Below are 19,461 nucleotides of genomic sequence, written 5' to 3'. Positions count from 1 at the left end.
TGGGGGGCTTCACTGGGGTGCTGGGTGTCGGAAGACCTGTGGGGTGAGGGCAGGGGGCTGGCAGGGAGCCGGAAAGCAGGTCGCCCAAGGTGAAGCCGCCTGGAGCATGGAAAGCCGGGACGGCAGGGTCGCGGAGGCGGTGGTGGCTTGATCGTGGCTTTGCCGGACTGTGCCCCGTAATGATCCACCAGTTTTTGTCAGTGCCTGCTGCTACACCAATTCCTCAAGGGACGGGCCGCATTCCGCGGCCCGTCGGCGGGAGGGGAACAGCATGTCGAAGGTGCCGGACGGGTTCCATCGCGTACGCGGGCACATCCGCCGCAACCCGAAGCCGCGCAGCGCGAAGCGGATGAGCGGCTGGATGATCGCCGGTCTGCTGGCGGGCGCGTGGCTGTGGGGGCAGGTATTCGGGTTCGGCGAGTCCACTGTCCCTACACCGGCTGCTGATCCGAAGCCGGCCGCCTCCGCGCAGAGCGCACACTGATGGCGCTGCCGCGGTTGCGGCGTCCTCGCGGCACGGCCGAGGTGGTCTCAGCCGCCGTTGTCGTGGTGGCCGTACTCGTGCTCGCCCTGCGGATGCTGGTGGCAGCGGCAGGTGCGTTGGCGCAGGTCTGGCCCGTTCTGCTGGTGCTCGTCCTGCTCGTGGGAGCGGTGGGCGCATGGCGCCTGCGGCAGGCGAGCTCACGGCGGCGCCGGGAGGGGGAGCGGGTGGCAGCGCTTCGGATCGCCCTCGTCGAGTTCGACGCGATGGACGACCGGCGCTTCGAGCATGCCCTGCGGGACCTGCTGGTCCGCGACGGTTGTACGGCCCGCAGGGTCGGAGGTGCCGGGGACCAGGCCGCCGATGTCATTGGTGACCATCCGCGGCTCGGTCGGATCGTGGTGCAGGCCAAACACACCCGCGTCGGCGGGAAGGTGGGCTCCTCGGTGATGTACGCGGTGAAGGGCACCGCCGGGCCGGTACACAAAGCGGCGCATGCTGTCGTCATCACCAACGGGACCTTCACCCGTGACGCCATGGCGTGGGGCGAGCGGCACGGCGTGCACTGGGTCGACCGCGACAGGCTGGAGCGCTGGGCCCGGGACGGCGCAGCGTTGCATGAGCTTCTCGGGCTGTCCGCAGGGGCTCGCGCGGGCCGGTTCAGGCGGGCTGCCTGAACCGCAGGATTCGGATTCTCTGTTTTTCAGGCCGGGAGGTGTGGTGTTCGACGAAGACGGGTCGCTCGACCCGCTGCTGAAGTTCCTGCTCTACTCCGTTCTTACGCTGGCCATCGGCAAGATGCTCTGGGAGTGGATCACCGAGGACGTCAGCCGGTGGGTCACCGTGGACCTGTGGGGTGTGATCACTGGCCATCCGTGGTGGACCGGGGTCATCGTGGCCGGCGGGCTGCTCGTGTTTCTCATGCTGGGCCGGCTGGTGGCGTTCGTTTCCGACGCCTCGTCCGCTGTCTACGCCAGCCCGCAGGACACGCTCGGTGCTCCTGATGCCTTTGCCGGACCGGACGTGCTCACCTTCAGGATGAAGGAGCTGTCCTCGATGAGCGCGACGGGCTTCGAGCAGGCTTGTTCTGATCTGCTGGCACGGGACGGGTTCCTCAGCCCACGCCGGGTCGGCGGCGCCGGTGACCTCGGTATGGACGTCACCGCCCGCGACAGCGACAACCGCCTCCTGATCCTCCAGTGCAAGCAATACCAGAGCCCCGTCGGATCGGGACACGTCCAGAAATTCAACGGGACAGCTCGCCCCCACCACGGAGCCGATCTACCGATCATGATCGCGCTCAACGGATTCACCCGGCCCGCGACCGACTTCGCCCAACACCACAAACTCATCCTCGTCGGACGCCCGGAACTCAAACAATGGGCCCACCGCCAGCACCTCTACGACGCCCTCGGCATCCGAAACACGACGCAGTGACACTGCATCAGCGCCGCCGTTGAACAGCACCAGGTCAGTCGCCGGATCTGCCAGGTTGTGTACGGGTTGCCGAACGGACAGGTCAGCACGAAGCCGTGGTCCGAACAGAAGGTTCACCCCCGCGTTCTACCAGCCGTACTACGCCCGGCGCATGCCCGGTAGCTAGCGCTCAACCGCACGGACGTGGGCATTCACCGCAGGAACGATTCGCGGACACACCCGTCGGGGCTGGAGGAGTGGTGCTGTCCGTGACGCGGACCTGGGCATGGGATAGCCCGGCGGTTGGGGAGGCAGCCAAGGCCGATGGGGGGTGCGGGGGCGGTCGCCTCTTGGCGGGGCTCCATGGGCTGCAGCCGAACGATCTTCCCCATGGGCTATAGGCGAGGCCTGGGGACACTGCCCTCCCTGCCGCACATAGATGCGCAGTCAACTACTACCGATCATTCCCCACACCGCGACCGCGGAAAGAACGGCGACGCGTTGCTCGGGTAGCGCTTGTTCAGTGTCTGCTCCGCCGGGTGGTCCGATGGTTGTCCTGGGGAATGCGCGTAGCGACGGTTATGAGCGTGGCGCTTTCCGCCCCTGGATCGACGAGAACGACGACAACTGCGAATCGCGGGCCGAGGCACTTACGGCGGACACCACCAAGCCGAGAAGTGCGACCCGACTCTCGGCCGACAGGCGCACCTTCCCGGCAAAGTGGGCGGCACGCTGCTCCGCACCGCCCACTACGGCCTACTCCTGGCGATCTTGGCGTTCCGGGATGGCTCGGCGGGCGTTGTCGCGAGCGCGGCAAATCTCAAGAGCGATGCCAAGCATAGAGCCGAAAACAGAGAGCACGTCAGCTGCGATGGAGAAGAGGTCGTTCATTGTCTGCCCTTCTGGTCGGGCCACTGGGCGTGGCCGCCAGGCAAACGATGCTGTGTGGACATGTTGTCCGGAATGGTCGGCCAGAACATCCGAGGTAGGTTCCGGATGCTGGGATAGTTGTCCCGAACGTGGCGGACAACTGCAGTGCGCACGAACGGGGTTGCACAGGGTGGGAACGAGTAAGCGCGGCCGGAGATGGGCGCCGATTCGGCCTGTAAACGAGCCGGCGAACCGTCTAGCGAAATGTCTGCGGTCCTGGGTGGACGAGTCGGGAAAAACGCTGGCGGTGCTTGCAGAAGAGATCCCCTTCTCCAAGACGCAGATCAGCACCTACCTGGGAGGGCGGGTTCCGTCAGAGCAGTTTGTTACTTCGCTGGTGAGGGCAACCGCCCCTTCACATCTTCGGGAGCGGCGGCACCGCGACGCTGCGTCGCTTCTCTATGAGGCGCAACATCCGCCGCGGCCGGCGACCCGGCAGGTGGCTTCACAGGCGCTGTCCGTGCGAGAAGCACTCGAGTCGCAGGCTGAGCAACTTGAAACCTACCGGCGGTTGACGCGTGCTCTGGAACAGGTAGCAGACTTGCGGCAAGCTGCGGATGATTCTGTCCGGCTCATCTGGGTCCTGCTGAGCATGATCCAGCGGTTGCACGAGCGGGTCGCTGCTCTCGATAGGGGCCGCGATGCCCTGCAGGACACCGAGGACCGGAGAGTGCTGGAAACCAGCCAGCACAAGCTCGCGCGAGCTCGGGAGCAGCAACACAGGGCAGAAGCAGAGCTGGCACGTGCCGAGGAGAGAAGGCGACAGGCAGAAGAGCTCTCCGTTCGGCTCCGTGAGCAGATTGTGCAGCTCACAGACGATCTGGACCGGCTCCGGGGCGATGGGCCATCACCCCACGACGATCTGAAGATGCCTGCAGTCCTTGCAGGCACTGGGCCGCATCCCGGTTCTGACGCCGAAGCAGAAGACATCGACGCAGCTCTCGCCAAAGCCTCCGCCGTCAATAACACCGGCACCGACACCATTACCCGGATCAGCACCGCAGTTACGGGCGCCGCGCGCGTCCCCCACCCAGACGTCATTGCGGACAACCCCGCGACCAGCACAAACGCTACGCACGCTGCCCCCGGCAAACAGCTCGGAGAGACCGACGACCTACGGGATGGCGCAAAGGTGGAGACTCCGTCGTCGGACGGTCCGTTCACGAGCGCTGGCCTAGCAACCGAGCACCCTGACATACCCATCGGGCACCAGGATGGCGGCTACGCCACTAAGGCATCCCATGAAACTCCGGGCGTCACACGAGGGGGCCGGTTCGAAGCCCGTTATCGCGAGTATCTCGTCCAACAGCACGCAGACCTCTCGATCTTCGGCGTGGACCTGGCCCAGCAACGGCACGCCCGCTGGTCACTGGATCTGGCCTACCTGAGTCTGGAGATGGCCGACGTCATGACGGGGCCGGCTGAACGGGCGGAGCAGGCTCTGGCCGGACGTCAGCGAACGGTCGTTATGGGTGATGCAGGCTCCGGCAAGACGACACTCCTGCAGTGGCTAGCGATCAACGCCGCGCGCGGAAGCCTGCCGAACCTTCTGGACCATCTTAACGGCAGCGTGCCGTTCATTTTGCCCTTGCGGCGCCTGGCCAACGAGGCCTCATTTCCCCGTCCAGCGGACTTGCTCGCCGCGGTTAGTTGCCCTCTCGCCAGTGAGCAGCCTGACGGATGGGCCCGTCGGGTTTTCGAACATGGACGCGCACTTGTGCTGGTGGATGGTGTCGACGAGATCGCCTTGGATGACCGGGCCCGAGCGCGGGAGTGGCTTGAGGCCATGCTGTCCAGCTATCCACGTGGATGCTACGTAGTGACGACACGCGTCAGCGCTGTACCCAAAGGCTGGCTGGCCAACGTCGGATTCCGGCATCTGATGCTGCGGCCAATGAGCGTGCACGACGTGGAGAGTTCCATCGCCCTTTGGCACGCAGCCGCTCGTTTCGAGGCAGACGACGAGGAGTTGCAAAACCTGAGCAGATTGGAGGAGGCGCTCCAATCCGTGGTTCGACACGACCCGAACTTGACTGCCCTGGCCACCTCACCGCTGCTCTGCTCAGTGTTGTGCGCTTTGAATCGTGACCGTCACGGTCTGTTGCCGCAGTCGGTGATGAGTCTGTATGAGGCCGCCCTAAGCATGCTTTTGGTGCGGCGCGACGCTGAGCGCGGCATCGGCGCTGCGGGAGTTCGGATCAGCGAGCGACAGAGCGTGCAGTTACTCCAAGCCCTGGCCTACTGGCTGATACGCAACGGCCACTCCCAGACCGATCCGACGACCGCCATACGGCTCCTCGGCCCAGTCCTCGCGGCCATGCCTACCGCACCCGGCGATGCCGCGCAGGTTCTCAGGCTCCTGCTCGAACGATGCGGTGTACTTCGAGAGTCTGCCCCCGACCGGCTGGAGTTCATCCACCGCACTTTCCAGGACTTCTTGGGTGCCCGGGCCGCCATCGAGGCCGAGGACATCAGTCTGCTGGTGGCCAACGCCCACGAGGATCAATGGCGCAACGTGGTGAAGATGGCCATCGGCCACGCCCGACCACGAGAGTGTGCGCAAATGGTCCAAGCCCTGGTGGCTCGCGGCGACCACGAAGAGCCGCACCGAAAACAGCTGTACGCGCTAGCCGCCTCCTGCGTGGAGTACGCCACGGAACTTGCCCCTGAGGTCCTGACGATCGTGCAGCAGCGGAGGCGTGACCAGGAGCTGTAGGAGGGGAGCAAGCCCGCTCGATGGCTCACCGCAGGGCGTCCGGGCCGCAGGACGCCACAGGAAGGGCTTGCGAGGCTCAGAGCCTTACCAGAACGGTGTTTCGGCACTCTGCGCTGCCGACTCACCGCTCGGCCCTCGCAACGCGAACGGCGAGCGTGCTCCCGACTCGGGGACATAGCTGGGTCTCCGGAACCGGTACAACGCTGGCGCCTGCGGGCTGGAGTGGGGTCAGTAAGAGAACTCGATGTACACGATGTCGGTAATCGCCACCATATGGACCTTGCCGATGGGCGAGACGTTGAAGTACGCCTCGCCGACGGCGTCGGCAATGATTTCTCGGAGTTCACTGTCGTCGGCGTTGCGGTATCGGGCTTGGAACAAGCGGGCCGCATAGGCCGTAGGAAGCCGTTCGGTGATGTGGCGGACTCGGCCGTCGTCGGAGGAGCCGGCTGCTCCGGTGAAACCGAACCATGCTTTGAAGTGCACGAGCATGCCATCGTGGCCGGTGGAGATCAGGTGGTGGGCGCGGCGTCGCACGCGCGGCTGCCAGAGGCGTACGACGTCTTTGGCAATGGCCTGGGATAGCACACTGCCCGGCGCGCTCCGCCGGCCCTTCATGACCTCCTTGACGAGGCGGGGCTTGGTGTCCAGTCGGCTGGCCAGGGTCCCTAGGTCGGCGTAGCGGGTTGCGAGAAAGCGCAGGCGGGCGCTGTCGGAGCGTGGCGGTTGGCGTGTCCAGTGGTGGGTGTCGGCGAAGTCGAGCGCTTCGGCGATGGAGGCGGTGTAGAAGTCGTCGAGCATGTTTTGGCCCTTTACAGGACGCGTGCCCGCAGCATGCTGCGGTTTGCACGGCGTGTTCCAGTGGTGACAGGTGCGGTGCGGTGGCGGTCAGGCGGTGTGGTCAGCAGGCGGCAGGCGCGCAGGGCTTGTTCGATCTCTGGGTGCTCCCAGGACGGGGTGGAGAGCACGTTGGGGGCGTCTGGATGGCCTTGCAGGTGGGTGAGGTGACGGGCGGCGTTCAGGAGGGGCTGTGCCCATGCGGGCATTTCGGCCAGACCGTTTCCTGATCTTTCGTGCAGGCTTTTGATCTGCTGGCTGCTGTAGCCGGTCAGGGCGCGCAGGGCGACGCACGCCGCGTGGACGGGGTGGGCGATGCGGGTGTGGATTCGGGCGGCGATCTGGGCGGTGTGGGGGTGGCAGGGGTCTTGGTGTGGTCCGGGTACTGGCAGAGGTGGGGTGGTGCTGGTCGGCTCGGAGCTGGGAATGAATGTGAGGGTGAGGGGCTCGCGCGGTTGCGGGGGCAGGCGGAACCAGAGTTCGGTATCGCGGGGTGGGAAGGCGGTCGTGTGCTGCCACCACGGGTGGTTGTCGGATTCCGGCGGACCGCTCGGGGGGTTCCAGTGGGTGGTCGCGGCGCGCGTGGTGTCCAGCATGCGGTGGGGAATCGTGTCGAGGAGGGCGGCGGTGGGGCGCGGGAGGGGGCCGTTGCAGAGGAGGGTGAGACGGGTGCCGGTGAGGGCGCTGAGTGCCAGCAGGTGTTCCCATTGGGGTTTGCTGAGGCGGTGGGCCCGGCAGACGGTCGTGTGGGTGATCCCGAGTGCGATGAACCAGGACGCGGCGATGCGCCAGCTGCGGTCGGAGTTGTTGGTCCATGCGGGTAAAGGGTGCGCTTCGTCGGGGACGGGCAGGTGTTTGCCGAGGGCGCGGATCAGGTCGTGCGCGAGGTATGCGCCGGTTCCGGCCAGGGGTGTGGGGTGGACGGTGATGCGTCCGTGGGGCGGCGTGTGTGCGGCGAAGGCGAGGCGCATGTAGTGCGGTTCGTCGTGTGGGGTGACGACGACGGTGACGAGGGGCAGTGCGGTGTGGTGATGTGACTGCCAGGTCGGACACCACTTTTCGTCTCCCTTCGCGTCGTCGGGTTCTGCCGTTTGTGGTGCTGTGGGGGTCAGAGTCATGTTTTGGCCGCTCTGGGGGTCAGTTGGCGCAGTAGTTCCTGCGGGCCTCTGGTGATGTGCTGGGTGCTGCGGTGGGTGAGGGTGGCCCAGCGTCGGAAGTTGCCTTGGGCCCATGTCTGGTCGAGGTCGCGGAGTACGGCGGGATCGGTTCGCTTCCAATGGGGGTGGAAGGCGGGGATGACGGTGGTGATCTCGTCCTCGTCGATGACGTCGAGTTCGTGCCAGCAGGTCACGCGGGATGCGAGTACAGGGGTCGTGCGCAGGGCGCGGAGGCGGTGGCTGCCGGCGGCCAGGGCGAGGGTCACGCGTGTGTGCGGGTCGTCGTAGAGGTAGCGCACGTATTCGAGGCAGGAGGGGGAGAGTTGGTGGGCTTCGTCGATGGCTAGGAGCCGTGGGGGGTGGTGCAGGGCGTGGCGGATGAGGTCGTCGCTGGTGCCGGGGTCTTTGGGTGGCGGGCTGGGCAGGCCGAGGGCGTGGTGGATGCTGTGGCGGAGGTCGTCGGGGCGGGCTTGGGGCTGGGGCAGGAGCCGGATGGGGTGCCAGGCGGGGTGCTGGTCCAGGACGGTGTGGAGGGTGAAGGTCTTCCCTGCTCCTGCGGGGGCGGCGATGCACAGCATGCCTTGTTGGGCGATCGTGGCGTTGAGGGCAGCCGTGGCGGCGGCGACCTGGCGGGTGCGCACAGTGCGGGCGCCGGTGAGGTCGAGGTGGTGGCGGGCGGAGCGGACGTTTCCGTGGGCGGTGCTGATGGTGGTGGTCCGCGTGGTCCGGTAGGAGGGGGCGGTCATCGGTCGTCGTCGCGCCGTACGGGGCGGGCGGGACGGGCGCGGCGGACGGCCCAGCGGGCGATGGTTTCGTCGACGTCGCTCAGTCCGCGGCGCTTCATGCCTTCGAGGACGTGGTGGGTGATTTTGGACCACATGCGGAAGGTGCCGCCGCCGGCTTCCAGGTCGATGAAGTTGATGAGGTCGGCGGGGGCGGAGGCCCAGACGGGGTGGAACAGGGGGATGTTCTTGAGGACTTCGTCCGGTTCCATGGGCGTGAATTCCTGCCAGATGTAGATCCGGGAGGCGAGAGCGGGCTCGTTGTAGAGGGTTTTGTAGCACTCTTCGCCGCCGACGAAGAGGACGGCGGGCCGGTTCTTCTTCCTGCCTGTGTCCCACAGGTGGCGGACGAATTCGAAGCACTCGCGGCTGAACTGCTGGGCCTCGTCGCAGACCAGGACGTAGGGGCGTCGGGCCAGGGATTGCTTGAGGAGCCGGTCGAATTCGCTGGGGTGGGCGGGGGGTTTGCCTTCCAGGTGGAGGGCTTCGAACAGTTCCATGCGGATGTCTCGCGGGGTGGGGCGGGAGCGGAACTGCAGGAGCAGGACGAGGTCGGGGGCGACTTCCTTGAGTGCGGCAAGGACGGAGAAGGTTTTGCCGAGCCCGGCGTCCCCGTAGATGCAGGACATGGCGCGAGCGTCGATGGTGTCGGCGATGTTCTCGCCCGCTTCCAGCAGGGCTTCGGTGGCCACGATGCGGGCGTCGGCCAGGTCGAGGTAGAAGTCGGGGTCGTCGTTGGTCTCGACAGTGGTGTCGGTGATGGTCATGGGCTCTGCTCCTTGGGTTGTGGGATGAAAGGGTGGTTCAGGAATCGCTGTTGGTTCGGGCTGTGGCGTGGTGGTGACCGGTACGGGCGGCGTGGGATGCAGGGCGTGTGCTGTGCCGAGGTCATGGCCGGTGGTGGGGTCGGTCAGCTCGATCTGCCCCTGTTGCGGTGAGGGGTGGACAGTGACCCGGGTTCCGGCGTGGGCTTGGGTGAGGGCGCCGGTGTAGGTGCGGCCCTGCCAGCGAATGTGCCCTTGGGGCCCGATCCGCCGGTGTACTCCTGGAGGTGGGGTCATGCGGTGTCCTCGGGGGTGCTGGCCGGCGGGGTCGGGATCGCCCAGCGGGCGCCGGGGATCACGCGGCGGGGCATGTAGCCGGCGGGGACGCCGTCGTCCTTGGGCCGCGCAGGGCGGGTAGCGGTCAGTTCTGCCACGGCTTGTTTGCGTGTCATCGTTCCGGCGAGGCGGGCTGGGCCCGGCTGGGTGGCGGGTTGGAAGCGGCGGCGGCGTCGGCGCTGTGCTTCGGCCAGGTCGCGGCGGATGCGTCGGACACGGTCGTCGCGGGCCTGGTAGACGGCTTGGATCTCCTTTTCGCTGGCCTCGTCAGCCAGGTGGGCGGTGCCCAGATGTTGGTGCGTCTGGGCGTGGAAGACCTCGATGGCACGGGGGTGGTGGGGCTGGTAGCGCACGGTGACCTGGGTGCCGGTGCGGCCGGTCATCCATGCGCCGATGTAGTCACGGCCCTGCCAGCGGATCCCGTGCCCGTGGATGATGCGGGTGGAGCGTTCGCCTTCCATCAGGAAGACATGCAGGTCCTTCAGCGGTGGCTCTCTCAGGGGGGTGGTGTCGCTGTTCCAGCTGTCCATGGGCGTCAGATTGCCGCGGCCCGCCATGCGGTGCTCGGTGTTGCGGGTGCGGACCCACTGGGCGAAGAGGTCGACGAAGTTCTCGAACGTCAGCGCCGGGTCCTTCTCCTCCGCCCGGTGCTTCGTGTCCAGCTTCTGGGTCTTGGTGTAGCGGGGCAGGGTGGAGAAGAACATGCTGGTCGCCGCACGGTTGAGGTTCTCGATGCTTCCTTTGAGGTGCGGGGTGTAGGGCGGCAGTACGTCGACGTGGACGCCGAAGCTGCCCATGGCCTGGGTGACGGCTCGGGAGAGGAAGTCTTTGCCGCGGTCGATACGGATACGGCGGGGCAGGCCGCCGGCCGGACCGTGGATGTCGTCGGTGAGGATGCAGGAGCGCAAGGCGGCCAGGATCGATCCGCGGTGCGGGTAGTGCGGAGTGACGGCCCAGCCCATGGTCACGCCGGTGTGGCAGTCGCAGAACCAGGTGATCCAGGGCTTGACCAGTCTGCCGTCGGCCCACACCAACACGGGTGCCTGTTTGTGGTCGCCTTCCCATTCTTCGTTCCGGCAGGTGGGCGGGCGCTTCAGGTGGGGGTCAAGGGCCCGGGAAGCGGGGATGCCAGATCGCAGGCCTGCCAGGTCGCCGGGGGCCAGGTCCAGTTTCACCGCCCGATGTAGCGTGGTCAGGCTGGGCACCTGCTTCGGGTCGTCAGCCTCCTCGAGCATCTCTTGATGCACGCGTTTGATGTTGCCGCGGTAGTAGGCAAGCTTGATGCGGACCTCGTCGGTGACGCAGTAGCGGCTGCGGGGCGCAAGGTCGGCGGTGCCGGCGGCCCGGGCCCTTTCCAGGCGCCGCCAGACGGTGCGCTCATGGACGCCGACCGTACGTGCGACGGTCTTCACCTCGGCGCTGGTCAGTTCCCCGCGTTCGCGCAGCACGACCAGTGAGCGGACTCCAGCGGTCAGCAACGCCCGCCTTTCGCGGGCGGAAGGCACCGGGGCGGGTTCGTCCGCGAGGGTGCCGATGGGGGCCCGGCGCATGAGGACAGCACTCCCTTCCTTGTTGATGCGGTCTGTCGGTAGGGCTGAAAGGGCTTGAGGGGCAGCACGTCAGCCGAGAAGGCCGATGTGCGAGACGTATGCGTAGCTGCGGTGGTCGGAGTTCAGGTCGCTGATCTCCCACTCCCACTGGTGCTCCAGTTCGAGGAAGTTCTGGCTGGCCCAGGCCTGCACGATCGGGCCCCAGCGGTAGATGTTCTTGTTCCTCACCCGCAGTGGGCGCCGATGGCGGGCTTCGACGCCCTGCTGGTCGACGGGATGGATCTCGATGCGGGTTCCGCCGTTGGCGTTGAGGTAGCGGGTCAGCCACGGGGCAATGTTGCGGCGCCGTAGGTCCCGGAAGGCATGCTGAACGCGTTGCTGTGTGTCCCGGTCCGGCACGTGGTCCGTCGACAGCCACTGAGTGAGAGCGGACGGATCCGTTGTGATGCGGTGAGCCTGAAGGGCTGCTGCTGCACCCTTCTTCGAGGACAGGTACTTCACCGCTTGCTTAAGGCGTTCCTGGTCGCTGCGGGTCCATGCGACGTCGTCGAAGACTCGCACGTCCAGGGTCTTGGCAAGGGCTCGTCCTCCTTCGAGGCCCTTGGCGCCCAGTTCTCCGAATCCCATCGCGTGCTCCGTATGTCGTTCGCTGTCCGGAATTGGCACGGCACAGCGCATGGTCGGACCGCTGTGTGACGCCAGGGGCAGAGGCGGGAGGCACAGGGAGCAAGTGGCGTGGGCCGTCGCCGGTGGCGTGTTGTTTCACACCGGCTGGCAGGACGATATGCCAGCACTCGGTTCGCTAACCGTTACGCGGACGTTGCGCAGGCGACCGCGCAACGCGCGTAGTCAAAGGCCGGAGAATTGTTCATTTCTGAATCATTGCAGAATTCTCCCTAGCGGCACCGAAGGAACAGCGCGGTTCGGCGTTGAAGCAGAGATGTGCGGCGCACAGTCCACAGCCGCTGCTGCGGTTGACTCAAAAGCCGAGGTGGGAGTGGGGTTGGCGGATGTTCTGCGGTGTCGCGTAGGAGGGTTGCCGAAGGGCTCAGGAAGCGATGCCAGGCCGATCTCTCGTTGTTCCGCGTGGCGACAGGGATGGGCACCAAGCCGACCGGTGGACCAAAAGGGCCGTCACCGTAGTACCCACCACTGACAACCCGCGCGACTACCAGAAAGTAACCTGATTACCCGTCACTGCATTTGGCGGAAAAGCACCCTACTTTGGCTTCATATCGACCAGCCGGGGGAATGCGCGTTCGACGTACGGCATCGCGCGGGTGCGCAACTACGTAGTGACCTGGAGGCCTGAACCACGTCCCCTGTCCGCCAAGAATTAATGGCTTGTAACTGCACCTAGACCGCCCTCCTTTCACTCACACATTGGAGAACCAGGCGTCTCTCGAGCTGCACAAGCACACATCACTTCCTTCCGCCTGGCCGGTTTCATTCCCTTCGGAAGGAGAGGAAACGATTCGCTCCTGACCCGTTGTCAGAGGTAGTCACAACGATGAATCGCATGAGTCTCACTTCCTGCCTGAAGGACCCCGCCTCCGCCATCTCGCGCTTCCTGGCGGAACACCTCCCCTTCCCTGACGTCGTGCTGTGCGACTACCGCGATCGCCTGGCCCTGTACTCACCTCCGATCAAGCCCGCACCCGAAACGGGCCGGCGCGCCGAGTACCGCATGCTCGGGCACACCATCGACCACCGGCTCCGTATCAGCCTCGGCGTGCCCACCGGTCAGCCGATCCGAGAAGGCGTGGTGCGCGCCGCGCTCGACGACGACGGGTGGCCCAGCGTGGAAGTCATCGACGCCGTGCAGGCAGCGGGACAGGTGCTCCTGGAGGAACTGTCCCGGTACGAGGACGCTGATGGTCGGCCGCTCACCCTCGACGACGCATCCGAGGTCCGTCTCGTGCGTCTGTGCCACGTCGCCTCCAGCTTCGAAGCGATCTTCCGCTGTGTGGGGTGGGTACGCGGCAACAATCTCGGTTCAACCCGCCCTGGGGACACTCTCGACGACATTGCCGCCGCGGTTCCCGATTACGTGGTGGCCGACATCCGCAGCCAGATGCGGCTGGCCGGCACTCCGGGCCCCTTCGACCGCTTCATCAAGCTGCCCGCCGCCGCACGGATCGGCGGCCCGGTGTTCGACGGCAGTCGCGATGTTGGCGGAGCGGACGCCGACTTCATCCTCGACAGGCAGCTGATCGACTGCAAAGCGACCATCCGGCCGGAGCGGATGAGCCGGGCCGAGATCTACCAGCTCGCCGGCTATCTCCTGCTCGACTACAGCGACGCCTACGCCGTCACGGATGTAGGGCTGTACCTGTCCCGGCAAGGCGCACTCATTAACTGGAGCGTGCAGGACTTCCTGGATCTTCAAGGATGCCGGCTCACGTTGCCTGAGCTACGGGCCGCATGCCAGCACGCATTGACCTCGGGCTCCGCCGGCGCGCCCGCGCCCGCAGAAGCGATGCGGCGCCCACTCCCCCGCCCCCGCAACGCGCCTGCCGTCCAGGAGAGCCTCTTCGACTGAAATTGCTGGCCGTGAGGCTGGGCTGGGCACTCAGCCAGCACACGCCACGTCTCCGGCCAGACATTGCCGCAGCCGTCGGCCCGCCGCCTCGCACGGGCCTTCGGACACCCAACCTGTAGGACAGCTCAGGTCTGCCGGACTGCACGGGGGCTCTCGTCGACGTAGTGGCCGACAGCCGCTTTGTGCCTACCGGGCAGGCAGCCTGCGAGAGTCAAAGACCGTGCCTGCGAGAGGATCGATCGGCTTTTCGAACCTGGTGACCTCACGAAGCACAGCCAGCGTCGCCCCAGTCGTGCACCAACTAGCTGGAGGGGCACTGCTGTCCAGCCTCACCGCACTCGCAGAAGGAACGCCTGTAGCTGATCAGCACGAGGCGCACCGCGATCGATGCGATACGTGGGCCCGGGACCGTCTGTCAGGCAGCACGGCCTACAAGCCCTAGCAGCTGACTGCCGCGCCCGAGTCCGCGTCGGCACTCCAACGGACGCTTACCGCAGGGCGAGCACACAACAGGAAGCCAGAACCTCAGCCAGCAGATCCTCCGCTAAGCTCTCTCCAGGGCCGGTCACTTCGGGTGTGGTGACTCGCAATCACTCCGGCCCACCTGGGAGAGACCAGGGTTCGAGTCCCTGTCCGCTGTGCGGGTCGTCCAATAGGCAAAGACACTCCCCTCCTTCCTCATCCGTCCGTCTTTCACGTCACAGTCGGTCGTGTCCGTTCGATGTGGGGCTGGTCAGGTGTGTGAACTGCAGGTCCACCACGGCAGCGTCTGCCTCAAGGTGACGGATCACGTCCTGCTGCCGTTTTGCTAGTTCGGTGATCACTCGGTGCGCTGTCCAGGTGGCTTCCGGAAGTTGAGCCGAACTGGCCACCGCATACCAGTTGCCCAGCACTTCCAGTGTGAGATCGAGAGTTCCGCGGGCCCCATGAGCGTCATGGCTGTCCGCGACTGACGCGAAAACCCCCTGGTGCAGTGCTGTGTTGCGCAGCACGTACATCCAGCTGAGCTGGGCTCGGCAGCGTTCTTCGGCGTCCCTGAGCCATGCTGCGCACTGCTTCGGGCTGCTCATGCGGGCTCGCCAGACGTCGATGTCATAGGCCGGCAGGCCGTGCAGGACGGTCCTTAGGCGTGACAGGGCTGCTGAGCCGATCTTCACTTCCTGAGCGGCTCCGGGTGGCTCGGCCAGCAAGTCGGCCCACCGATTGAGGTCGCTCAGCAGGCCATGGCCGTTGACCGGGACTGCTCGGTCGATTTCGTTCAGTGGCTGGAGATACAGGTTGTCGGCGTCTGCCGCCTCCAGTTCGGCAGTGGCCGCTCGGCCACGCGCCTCCCGCAGTTGCTGTTCCAGGGCCGACTGAGCGCCCTTCTTGGCGAGGTGCCGCTCCAAGCCCTCCACAGCACGACCGGCCCCCGCCGCACGCTCCGTCACCTCGCCATGGATAGCGCTGGCGACACGACGCACGCACTGATGGGAACTGAGCAGCTGCTGGCGCATTGCCTGAAGGCTGAGAGCGCGGGCGAGTTCCACATGAGCGGCACTGTCGTTGTAGCCGTGACGGATTCCGGCCGCTTCGATGGCGGCCCAGGACAGGGCTGCGCTGGTGAGTGGTGAGGAGGTGGAACGTGCGATGTGGGCCATACGGAGGCATTCGCGGATTTCCGCAGGCCAGTGCCTGGTCAGTGGCCACGCAGTGTCGACCGTGGGCCCTCGAGAGGTGTAACGACGCGAGCGGTCGTCTGACTCCTCGAAGACCAACGTCTCCGGCGCCAGGCGCAATTCGGCAAGCCGGTGGCCCGCGACATAAGTGTCGAGCGCCTCTTCAATCCGTCGCCTGGCCAGGTGAACGGCGACGCCCCTGTCAGGTGCCATGACGGACAAGGTCAACAGGACGGCAGCAGCAGCGCGTTCCCCTTCCCGTGGGTCCTCGCCAGGGTGACGGCCGTGTAGCGCTGCGAACTTCCTCAACTTCGCGGTCCCCTGGCCCCAGCCGTCCGGTGCCTTCTTGCCGATTGGAAACTGCCGGACATTGGTGTCGGCGTCGAACAGCTGGCCAAGCCCGGCCAAGGTGCGGGCACCCTCCACGACGGCAGCCACCCGGATCTGGCGATGCGCTGGCCGCAGCACCGAGAGTAGTCCCTGCCCGCAAGGCGCTTTCCGAAGGAAGCGCTGCAGATCCGCAACCAGGCATTCATAGTCTCGTCCACGCCACACGGCGAGACTCGCGACCTCGGCGATGGCGCGCTCGGCCGCCGTCACAGGCATTGCTGTGTCCCAGGCCTGCTGAAAGAGATCCAGAACGATGCGCTCGATCTTGGGTACGAACGCTGCCAGCTGATGAGCCAGAACGCCGCAGCGGGACGGCTCTTTGAGATCGTTCCGGCCACGGAGCACCATGTCTGCCAGCAGATTGTGGATATCCGCGAGCGGCTGCTTGGCCGGGATTACAACAGCCTCCAGTGCTAGCACTGACTTCAGGGTTCGCTCAATGACCGTGTAGGCCAGCTTCTCGTTCGGCTGGGCGTCTTTGCTGTCGCTCGCGCCGGCTCGGGATCGGAGCACAGCTTCGGCGCGGCTGAGGGAGAGTACGGCTGCTCCCCCGGCCGCCGCGTGCTGCGTGGCATACGCACCGGGATGCATCGCTCTCAACGTCGCCTGTATCAGCAGCCTTTGATGGCCAGCCAGGCCGGCCTCACTCATGCCGGCGACAAGCTCCGACTCAGATCCGGGATAGAACATCCCCGGACCTTACCCAGTGAGCCGAGCCAACAGCACGAGGGCCCGCGCCCCGCACCTCCTGGTCAGGTCAGCCAAAGATCTGCAGCATCTCTCGGCCTTGCGCTCAGCGCGATCCAGTCCGAAGTCTCCAAGTTCTCCACCTGCGCACCGTACCGAGACATGGTGCCCTTGCAGATTCCCGCTTGCCCCAGCGTGGCCTGTCGCGCCGCCACCCACAACAGCATCGGCCTGGCTACTGCTCCGTTCAGATTCCGGAGGCGGGTGCAGCCGCCTGGTGAGCGTGTGCGGTGACATGCAGGGCAGCCAAGAGCACGAGTGCCACCGTCTGAGGGGCCGTCTCCGTGTCGGATAGATCGTGGAGTTCGCTGTTGCGGAGGTTGAGTCCTCCGTCGCTGTCGACGAGCAGGAGACGCAGGAAAGCCTGCCAGTCGGCGTGCATGCCGGCGTCGGTCGCGCGGTCGATGAGGGTGGCCAGGAGGGTCACTCGGCCGCGACTGTCGCCCCGTGGCGGCTGGACGATCGGAATGCGGTGATAGCGCAGGGTCTCCCGGAGGATTCCTTCGATCCGGGGCAGGGCGATCGTGAAGGCTGCGTCGTACTCCCCGCTCCAGTAGTAGCGGAAGGCGCGCGCGAGCTTGGTGGCGCGGATCCCTGTGATGATGGGGTCGGCCGTGAACAGCTGGGCAAGCTGGGCGGTGGTCGGGTCGAAGCGGTCTCCCACCGTCTCCAGGAGGTGGTGCACGTAGACAGAGGTGATCACCATTGCGGTGACATGCCACTCGCTCTCGTCGTCCGCTGCCGTGCGCACTCGGGCCTCCGCCACAGGAACGGGGCCAGCGGCATTGATCCGGATGCTGGGGATGAAGGAGGACAACAACCCCTCGGATGCCAGCCTCCTTGCATGTTCCTGGGCAGCCTGCCGCGTTCCGCAGGGGGCCGGCAGGCTGGCCAGTGCGCTGAAGGCCTGCCCGAGGGTCTGCGCCTGGCCAAGGACCCTCTGGGAGTAGTCCTCGATCTCGTCTCGCCGCAGAGGTAGCTCGAAGCGGAAACTTTCCATGCCGAGTTGGTCCGGAGCGATCGCCTGCATCCGTACCCGAGCGTCATCGAACAGGTCCTCCAAACCGTAGTCACGTGCTGCGGTGGCTGCTGCGTTGAGCCTGTCCACGCGGACAAAGCCCGTGAACCGCTCTGCTTCGGTGAGCAGCGCTTCGACGATCTGTCGCTGTAGTGCCGTCCGTTCTTGCGGGTCTTGCGTCCCCGCGATACGCAGCTGCAGCAGTTCCGCCACCACCGGAACGTCCCCTCCGTGGATGCCGGTGGCCCTGCTGAGGAGTGCTTGCACGGCAGCATCTGAGGCGTGGCGGCCAACCAGCTTCCTCAAGATCTCCAAGACCAGGCCCGGCGCCGCTTCCTGGGAGTCGTCGAGAAGCTCAGACACAAAGCTGATCATGGCCTGCTTGGTGGTGAGTTCCAGGTCGCGCACGCTCAGCCGTACCGCAAGGTCGTACGCGAAGCACAGGCAGTCACTGGCCCGGCAGCGCCCCGCGGAGCGGTCCGCCATACCCAGAAATCGGGGCACAGCCTCCGTGTAGTCTTCGATCGCCTTCCGGGCATGCGGGAAACTCTTGCGCGCCTCCCACACCAGGTGATGCAGGCGGGCACGCAGCATGGGGTGGCCCACAGCCTCCGCATAACCGGCCCAGGTCTCCACGGCACTGTCCGAGACGGCCTGAGGGTTCGCAGGCCACCGATCGGCGCCCCGGCCGATGAAGTCCCCCGCCAGCCCTCCCCGTTCCGTGACGTGGAAACACAGGGCAGCCCATATCGCGTCAGCTTCGGCTGCGGCCTGACCTTGCCATGTCTCTGCGTTGGCATGCTCGATCCAGCGCTGCAACAGCTCCTGGAGAGAAGCGAACTCAGCAGCTGTCGCGTCGATGCAGGCAAGCACGGCCGGGTCGATTCCCATCTGAACCTCCTGGAAGACCAGTATCGGCCGCGTCGCATCTGCCACCCACCAGTTTTCATCTGCTGCCATACCACATAGGACTACGCCCGCGGCCCTTCCCCCGGCCCCGGCACCAGAGGGTGCACACCTGCACAAACGCGCGCAGCCGAAGATGGCACCAACCACCGCGCCCGTAGGGCCACATGGGAAGTGTCACCACGCTGCCCAGCAGAGATGTCTCACGTCCTGAGCACCGAGCTCGCGATCAGGCCGAACTTGCCGCGGAGACCCGCCGCTTCTTCCGCAGACGCCAGCGCCAGCCGCACATTGTCCGCGGCTACTTCGGCGGCCCACACGTCCGCTACGTCCTGAACGAGAACCCCATGAGTTTCTGATCAATAGCCTCGGGGCATGCCTACTCGCGCAAGAGCACGTGTCTGCGACACAGTCCGGTAGTTCAGAGAAGACCCGCTCTGCGGCGGCTGCAACAACCGCGAGTGCAAGAGCCTCGCTACCACTTCCTCCGGGGCGGCGGCACCCAGCACCTCCTGGAATGCCGGGGCTGCCTGGAGCAGCGGACCCTGCCGCCCCGGTTCCGCCTGGACGTCGTCCACGCATTTCGGCAGGTTCGGGCCGGACACTCGGCGGGTCAACGCCGGGTGACGGTGTATCCGGCGTCGTTGACGGCAGCGGTCCATACATCGCGGCGGTCGAACCACTTGGTGATGTTCGGCTGCAGCTCGCTGATCATCCGCATCCGCGCTTCCCAGTCGTGCCCGGAATCGCCGCGGCTGCCGTCGCAGCCGGCGCAGCCGTCCTCGCCGTGGATGTGGCCGGCCATCAAGGCGTTGACCGCGACGTTCAGGATGACCCCGTACAGGTCGCCGCCGGACTGGGCCGGGGAGTCCGGAACCCCGGCGAGGACAGGGCGAGCTCCGGGTTGTCGACCGGCGGCATCGGCGCCTGACCGACGTCCTTCTCGCTGCTGCTCTCCTCGAAGGCGGCCTGACTCTTCGCGAGGCGGTCGGCCGTGGCGGATGGGTCGAAGTACTTCCAGGCGGAGCGCACCTGGATCCCGAGCCGCCCGGACACGGCGGTGATCTGCTGCTCGATCGTGTCCGCCACGGTCGCGGGGGCGAACGTCACCCCGCGGCGGGCCAGATCCGCGAGCGTCTCGGCCACGGCTTCCTTGAACGCCTTCGTCTTCCGCACCACGGCATCGTAAGCGAGCTGAGCGGACGCCGTACGCGCGAGCGCCGTGCAGCGC

The 19,461-nt window shown here is 66.2% G+C and carries 15 protein-coding genes and 1 pseudogene; 6 read left to right on the top strand and 10 right to left on the bottom strand.

Annotation, left to right across the window (positions count from 1 at the left end; all coding sequences use genetic code 11):
* The first annotated feature begins 271 nt into the window (after window positions 1–271).
* The 4 genes from ACGFNN_RS32615 to ACGFNN_RS32600 all read left to right on the top strand — a co-directional run bounded on the left by ACGFNN_RS32615 (window position 272) and on the right by ACGFNN_RS32600 (window position 5,543).
* Window positions 272–484 carry a hypothetical protein gene (locus tag ACGFNN_RS32615; RefSeq protein ID WP_037831678.1) on the top strand — a complete coding sequence of 71 codons (213 nt, stop codon included), beginning with the start codon at window positions 272–274 and terminating at the stop codon, window positions 482–484.
* A complete protein-coding gene (locus ACGFNN_RS32610) occupies window positions 484–1,158 on the top strand; it encodes a restriction endonuclease (RefSeq protein ID WP_393561364.1) in 675 nt (224 codons plus the stop codon). The genes ACGFNN_RS32615 and ACGFNN_RS32610 overlap by 1 nt, the downstream gene beginning before the upstream one ends.
* A gap of 43 nt (window positions 1,159–1,201) precedes the next feature.
* The gene (locus ACGFNN_RS32605; RefSeq protein WP_393561362.1) at window positions 1,202–1,918 is read left to right on the top strand and encodes a restriction endonuclease; all 717 of its coding nucleotides are present in this window, start codon (window positions 1,202–1,204) and stop codon (window positions 1,916–1,918) included.
* A 418-nt stretch (window positions 1,919–2,336) separates the two neighbouring features.
* Window positions 2,337–5,543, top strand: coding sequence for an NACHT domain-containing protein (locus ACGFNN_RS32600; RefSeq protein WP_393561361.1), 3,207 nt, complete (start codon window positions 2,337–2,339; stop codon window positions 5,541–5,543).
* Between the two features lie 228 nt (window positions 5,544–5,771).
* Here the strand turns inward: ACGFNN_RS32600 and tpg are convergent, their stop codons facing one another.
* From tpg to ACGFNN_RS32570, 6 genes are all read right to left on the bottom strand, one after another.
* On the bottom strand, window positions 5,772–6,344 hold the full coding sequence (gene tpg, locus ACGFNN_RS32595; RefSeq protein ID WP_393561359.1) for a telomere-protecting terminal protein Tpg: 573 nt from the start codon (window positions 6,342–6,344) through the stop codon (window positions 5,772–5,774).
* An 11-nt stretch (window positions 6,345–6,355) separates the two neighbouring features.
* Complete coding sequence (locus tag ACGFNN_RS32590; RefSeq protein WP_393561357.1) at window positions 6,356–7,498, bottom strand: hypothetical protein; 1,143 nt, start codon at window positions 7,496–7,498, stop codon at window positions 6,356–6,358.
* Window positions 7,495–8,283: an ATP-binding protein gene (locus ACGFNN_RS32585; RefSeq protein WP_093437184.1), complete on the bottom strand. Its 789-nt coding sequence runs from the start codon at window positions 8,281–8,283 to the stop codon at window positions 7,495–7,497. Before ACGFNN_RS32585 ends, ACGFNN_RS32590 begins: the two co-directional genes overlap by 4 nt.
* Window positions 8,280–9,086: an ATP-binding protein gene (locus ACGFNN_RS32580; RefSeq protein WP_093437186.1), complete on the bottom strand. Its 807-nt coding sequence runs from the start codon at window positions 9,084–9,086 to the stop codon at window positions 8,280–8,282. Before ACGFNN_RS32580 ends, ACGFNN_RS32585 begins: the two co-directional genes overlap by 4 nt.
* Window positions 9,087–9,376: 290 nt before the next feature.
* Entirely contained in the window at window positions 9,377–10,969 is a 1,593-nt protein-coding gene (locus ACGFNN_RS32575; protein ID WP_393561354.1) for a Mu transposase C-terminal domain-containing protein, read from the bottom strand.
* A 69-nt stretch (window positions 10,970–11,038) separates the two neighbouring features.
* On the bottom strand, window positions 11,039–11,596 hold the full coding sequence (locus tag ACGFNN_RS32570) for a hypothetical protein (RefSeq protein ID WP_093437196.1): 558 nt from the start codon (window positions 11,594–11,596) through the stop codon (window positions 11,039–11,041).
* Between the two features lie 892 nt (window positions 11,597–12,488).
* Between ACGFNN_RS32570 and ACGFNN_RS32565 the strand changes: the two genes are divergently transcribed.
* Entirely contained in the window at window positions 12,489–13,511 is a 1,023-nt protein-coding gene (locus ACGFNN_RS32565) for a hypothetical protein (protein WP_393561352.1), read from the top strand.
* Window positions 13,512–14,209: 698 nt separating this feature from the next.
* Here the strand turns inward: ACGFNN_RS32565 and ACGFNN_RS32560 are convergent.
* Both ACGFNN_RS32560 and ACGFNN_RS32555 read right to left on the bottom strand, forming a co-directional pair.
* Window positions 14,210–16,249 (bottom strand): hypothetical protein, encoded by a 2,040-nt coding sequence (locus ACGFNN_RS32560; protein WP_393561350.1) that lies wholly within the window; start codon window positions 16,247–16,249, stop codon window positions 14,210–14,212.
* 244 nt (window positions 16,250–16,493) lie between these two features.
* Complete coding sequence (locus ACGFNN_RS32555; RefSeq protein WP_393561348.1) at window positions 16,494–18,284, bottom strand: hypothetical protein; 1,791 nt, start codon at window positions 18,282–18,284, stop codon at window positions 16,494–16,496.
* 161 nt (window positions 18,285–18,445) lie between these two features.
* On the opposite strand from ACGFNN_RS32555, the pseudogene ACGFNN_RS32550 reads away from it, so the two are divergent.
* Window positions 18,446–18,589: pseudogene (locus ACGFNN_RS32550) on the top strand (IS630 family transposase); the annotation flags it as partial.
* A 254-nt stretch (window positions 18,590–18,843) separates the two neighbouring features.
* Here ACGFNN_RS32550 and ACGFNN_RS32545 read toward each other — a convergent pair.
* Together ACGFNN_RS32545 and ACGFNN_RS32540 are read right to left on the bottom strand one after the other, a co-directional pair.
* Entirely contained in the window at window positions 18,844–19,035 is a 192-nt protein-coding gene (locus tag ACGFNN_RS32545) for a hypothetical protein (protein WP_393561347.1), read from the bottom strand.
* A 20-nt stretch (window positions 19,036–19,055) separates the two neighbouring features.
* Window positions 19,056–19,406 (bottom strand): hypothetical protein, encoded by a 351-nt coding sequence (locus ACGFNN_RS32540; protein WP_393561345.1) that lies wholly within the window; start codon window positions 19,404–19,406, stop codon window positions 19,056–19,058.
* Window positions 19,407–19,461: the final 55 nt, after the last annotated feature.

It is taken from the genome of Streptomyces sp. NPDC048590 (assembly GCF_043199535.1).
GTDB lineage: Bacteria > Actinomycetota > Actinomycetes > Streptomycetales > Streptomycetaceae > Streptomyces.
Note: the sequence above shows the minus strand (reverse complement) of the source record. Positions and strands in the feature narration are given on the sequence as shown.

Bases quoted from the DNA above. Each gene is read 5' to 3' on its own strand.
- ACGFNN_RS32610 (WP_393561364.1), top strand. From the start codon at position 484: ATGGCGCTGCCGCGGTTGCGGCGTCCTCGCGGCACGGCCGAGGTGGTC.
- ACGFNN_RS32585 (WP_093437184.1), bottom strand. From the start codon at position 8,283: ATGACCGCCCCCTCCTACCGGACCACGCGGACCACCACCATCAGCACC.
- ACGFNN_RS32590 (WP_393561357.1), bottom strand. From the start codon at position 7,498: ATGACTCTGACCCCCACAGCACCACAAACGGCAGAACCCGACGACGCG.
- ACGFNN_RS32555 (WP_393561348.1), bottom strand. From the start codon at position 18,284: ATGGCAGCAGATGAAAACTGGTGGGTGGCAGATGCGACGCGGCCGATA.
- ACGFNN_RS32565 (WP_393561352.1), top strand. From the start codon at position 12,489: ATGAGTCTCACTTCCTGCCTGAAGGACCCCGCCTCCGCCATCTCGCGC.
- ACGFNN_RS32580 (WP_093437186.1), bottom strand. From the start codon at position 9,086: ATGACCATCACCGACACCACTGTCGAGACCAACGACGACCCCGACTTC.
- ACGFNN_RS32545 (WP_393561347.1), bottom strand. From the start codon at position 19,035: ATGGCCGGCCACATCCACGGCGAGGACGGCTGCGCCGGCTGCGACGGC.
- ACGFNN_RS32575 (WP_393561354.1), bottom strand. From the start codon at position 10,969: ATGCGCCGGGCCCCCATCGGCACCCTCGCGGACGAACCCGCCCCGGTG.
- ACGFNN_RS32570 (WP_093437196.1), bottom strand. From the start codon at position 11,596: ATGGGATTCGGAGAACTGGGCGCCAAGGGCCTCGAAGGAGGACGAGCC.
- tpg (WP_393561359.1), bottom strand. From the start codon at position 6,344: ATGCTCGACGACTTCTACACCGCCTCCATCGCCGAAGCGCTCGACTTC.
- ACGFNN_RS32600 (WP_393561361.1), top strand. From the start codon at position 2,337: ATGCGCAGTCAACTACTACCGATCATTCCCCACACCGCGACCGCGGAA.
- ACGFNN_RS32615 (WP_037831678.1), top strand. From the start codon at position 272: ATGTCGAAGGTGCCGGACGGGTTCCATCGCGTACGCGGGCACATCCGC.
- ACGFNN_RS32560 (WP_393561350.1), bottom strand. From the start codon at position 16,249: ATGTTCTATCCCGGATCTGAGTCGGAGCTTGTCGCCGGCATGAGTGAG.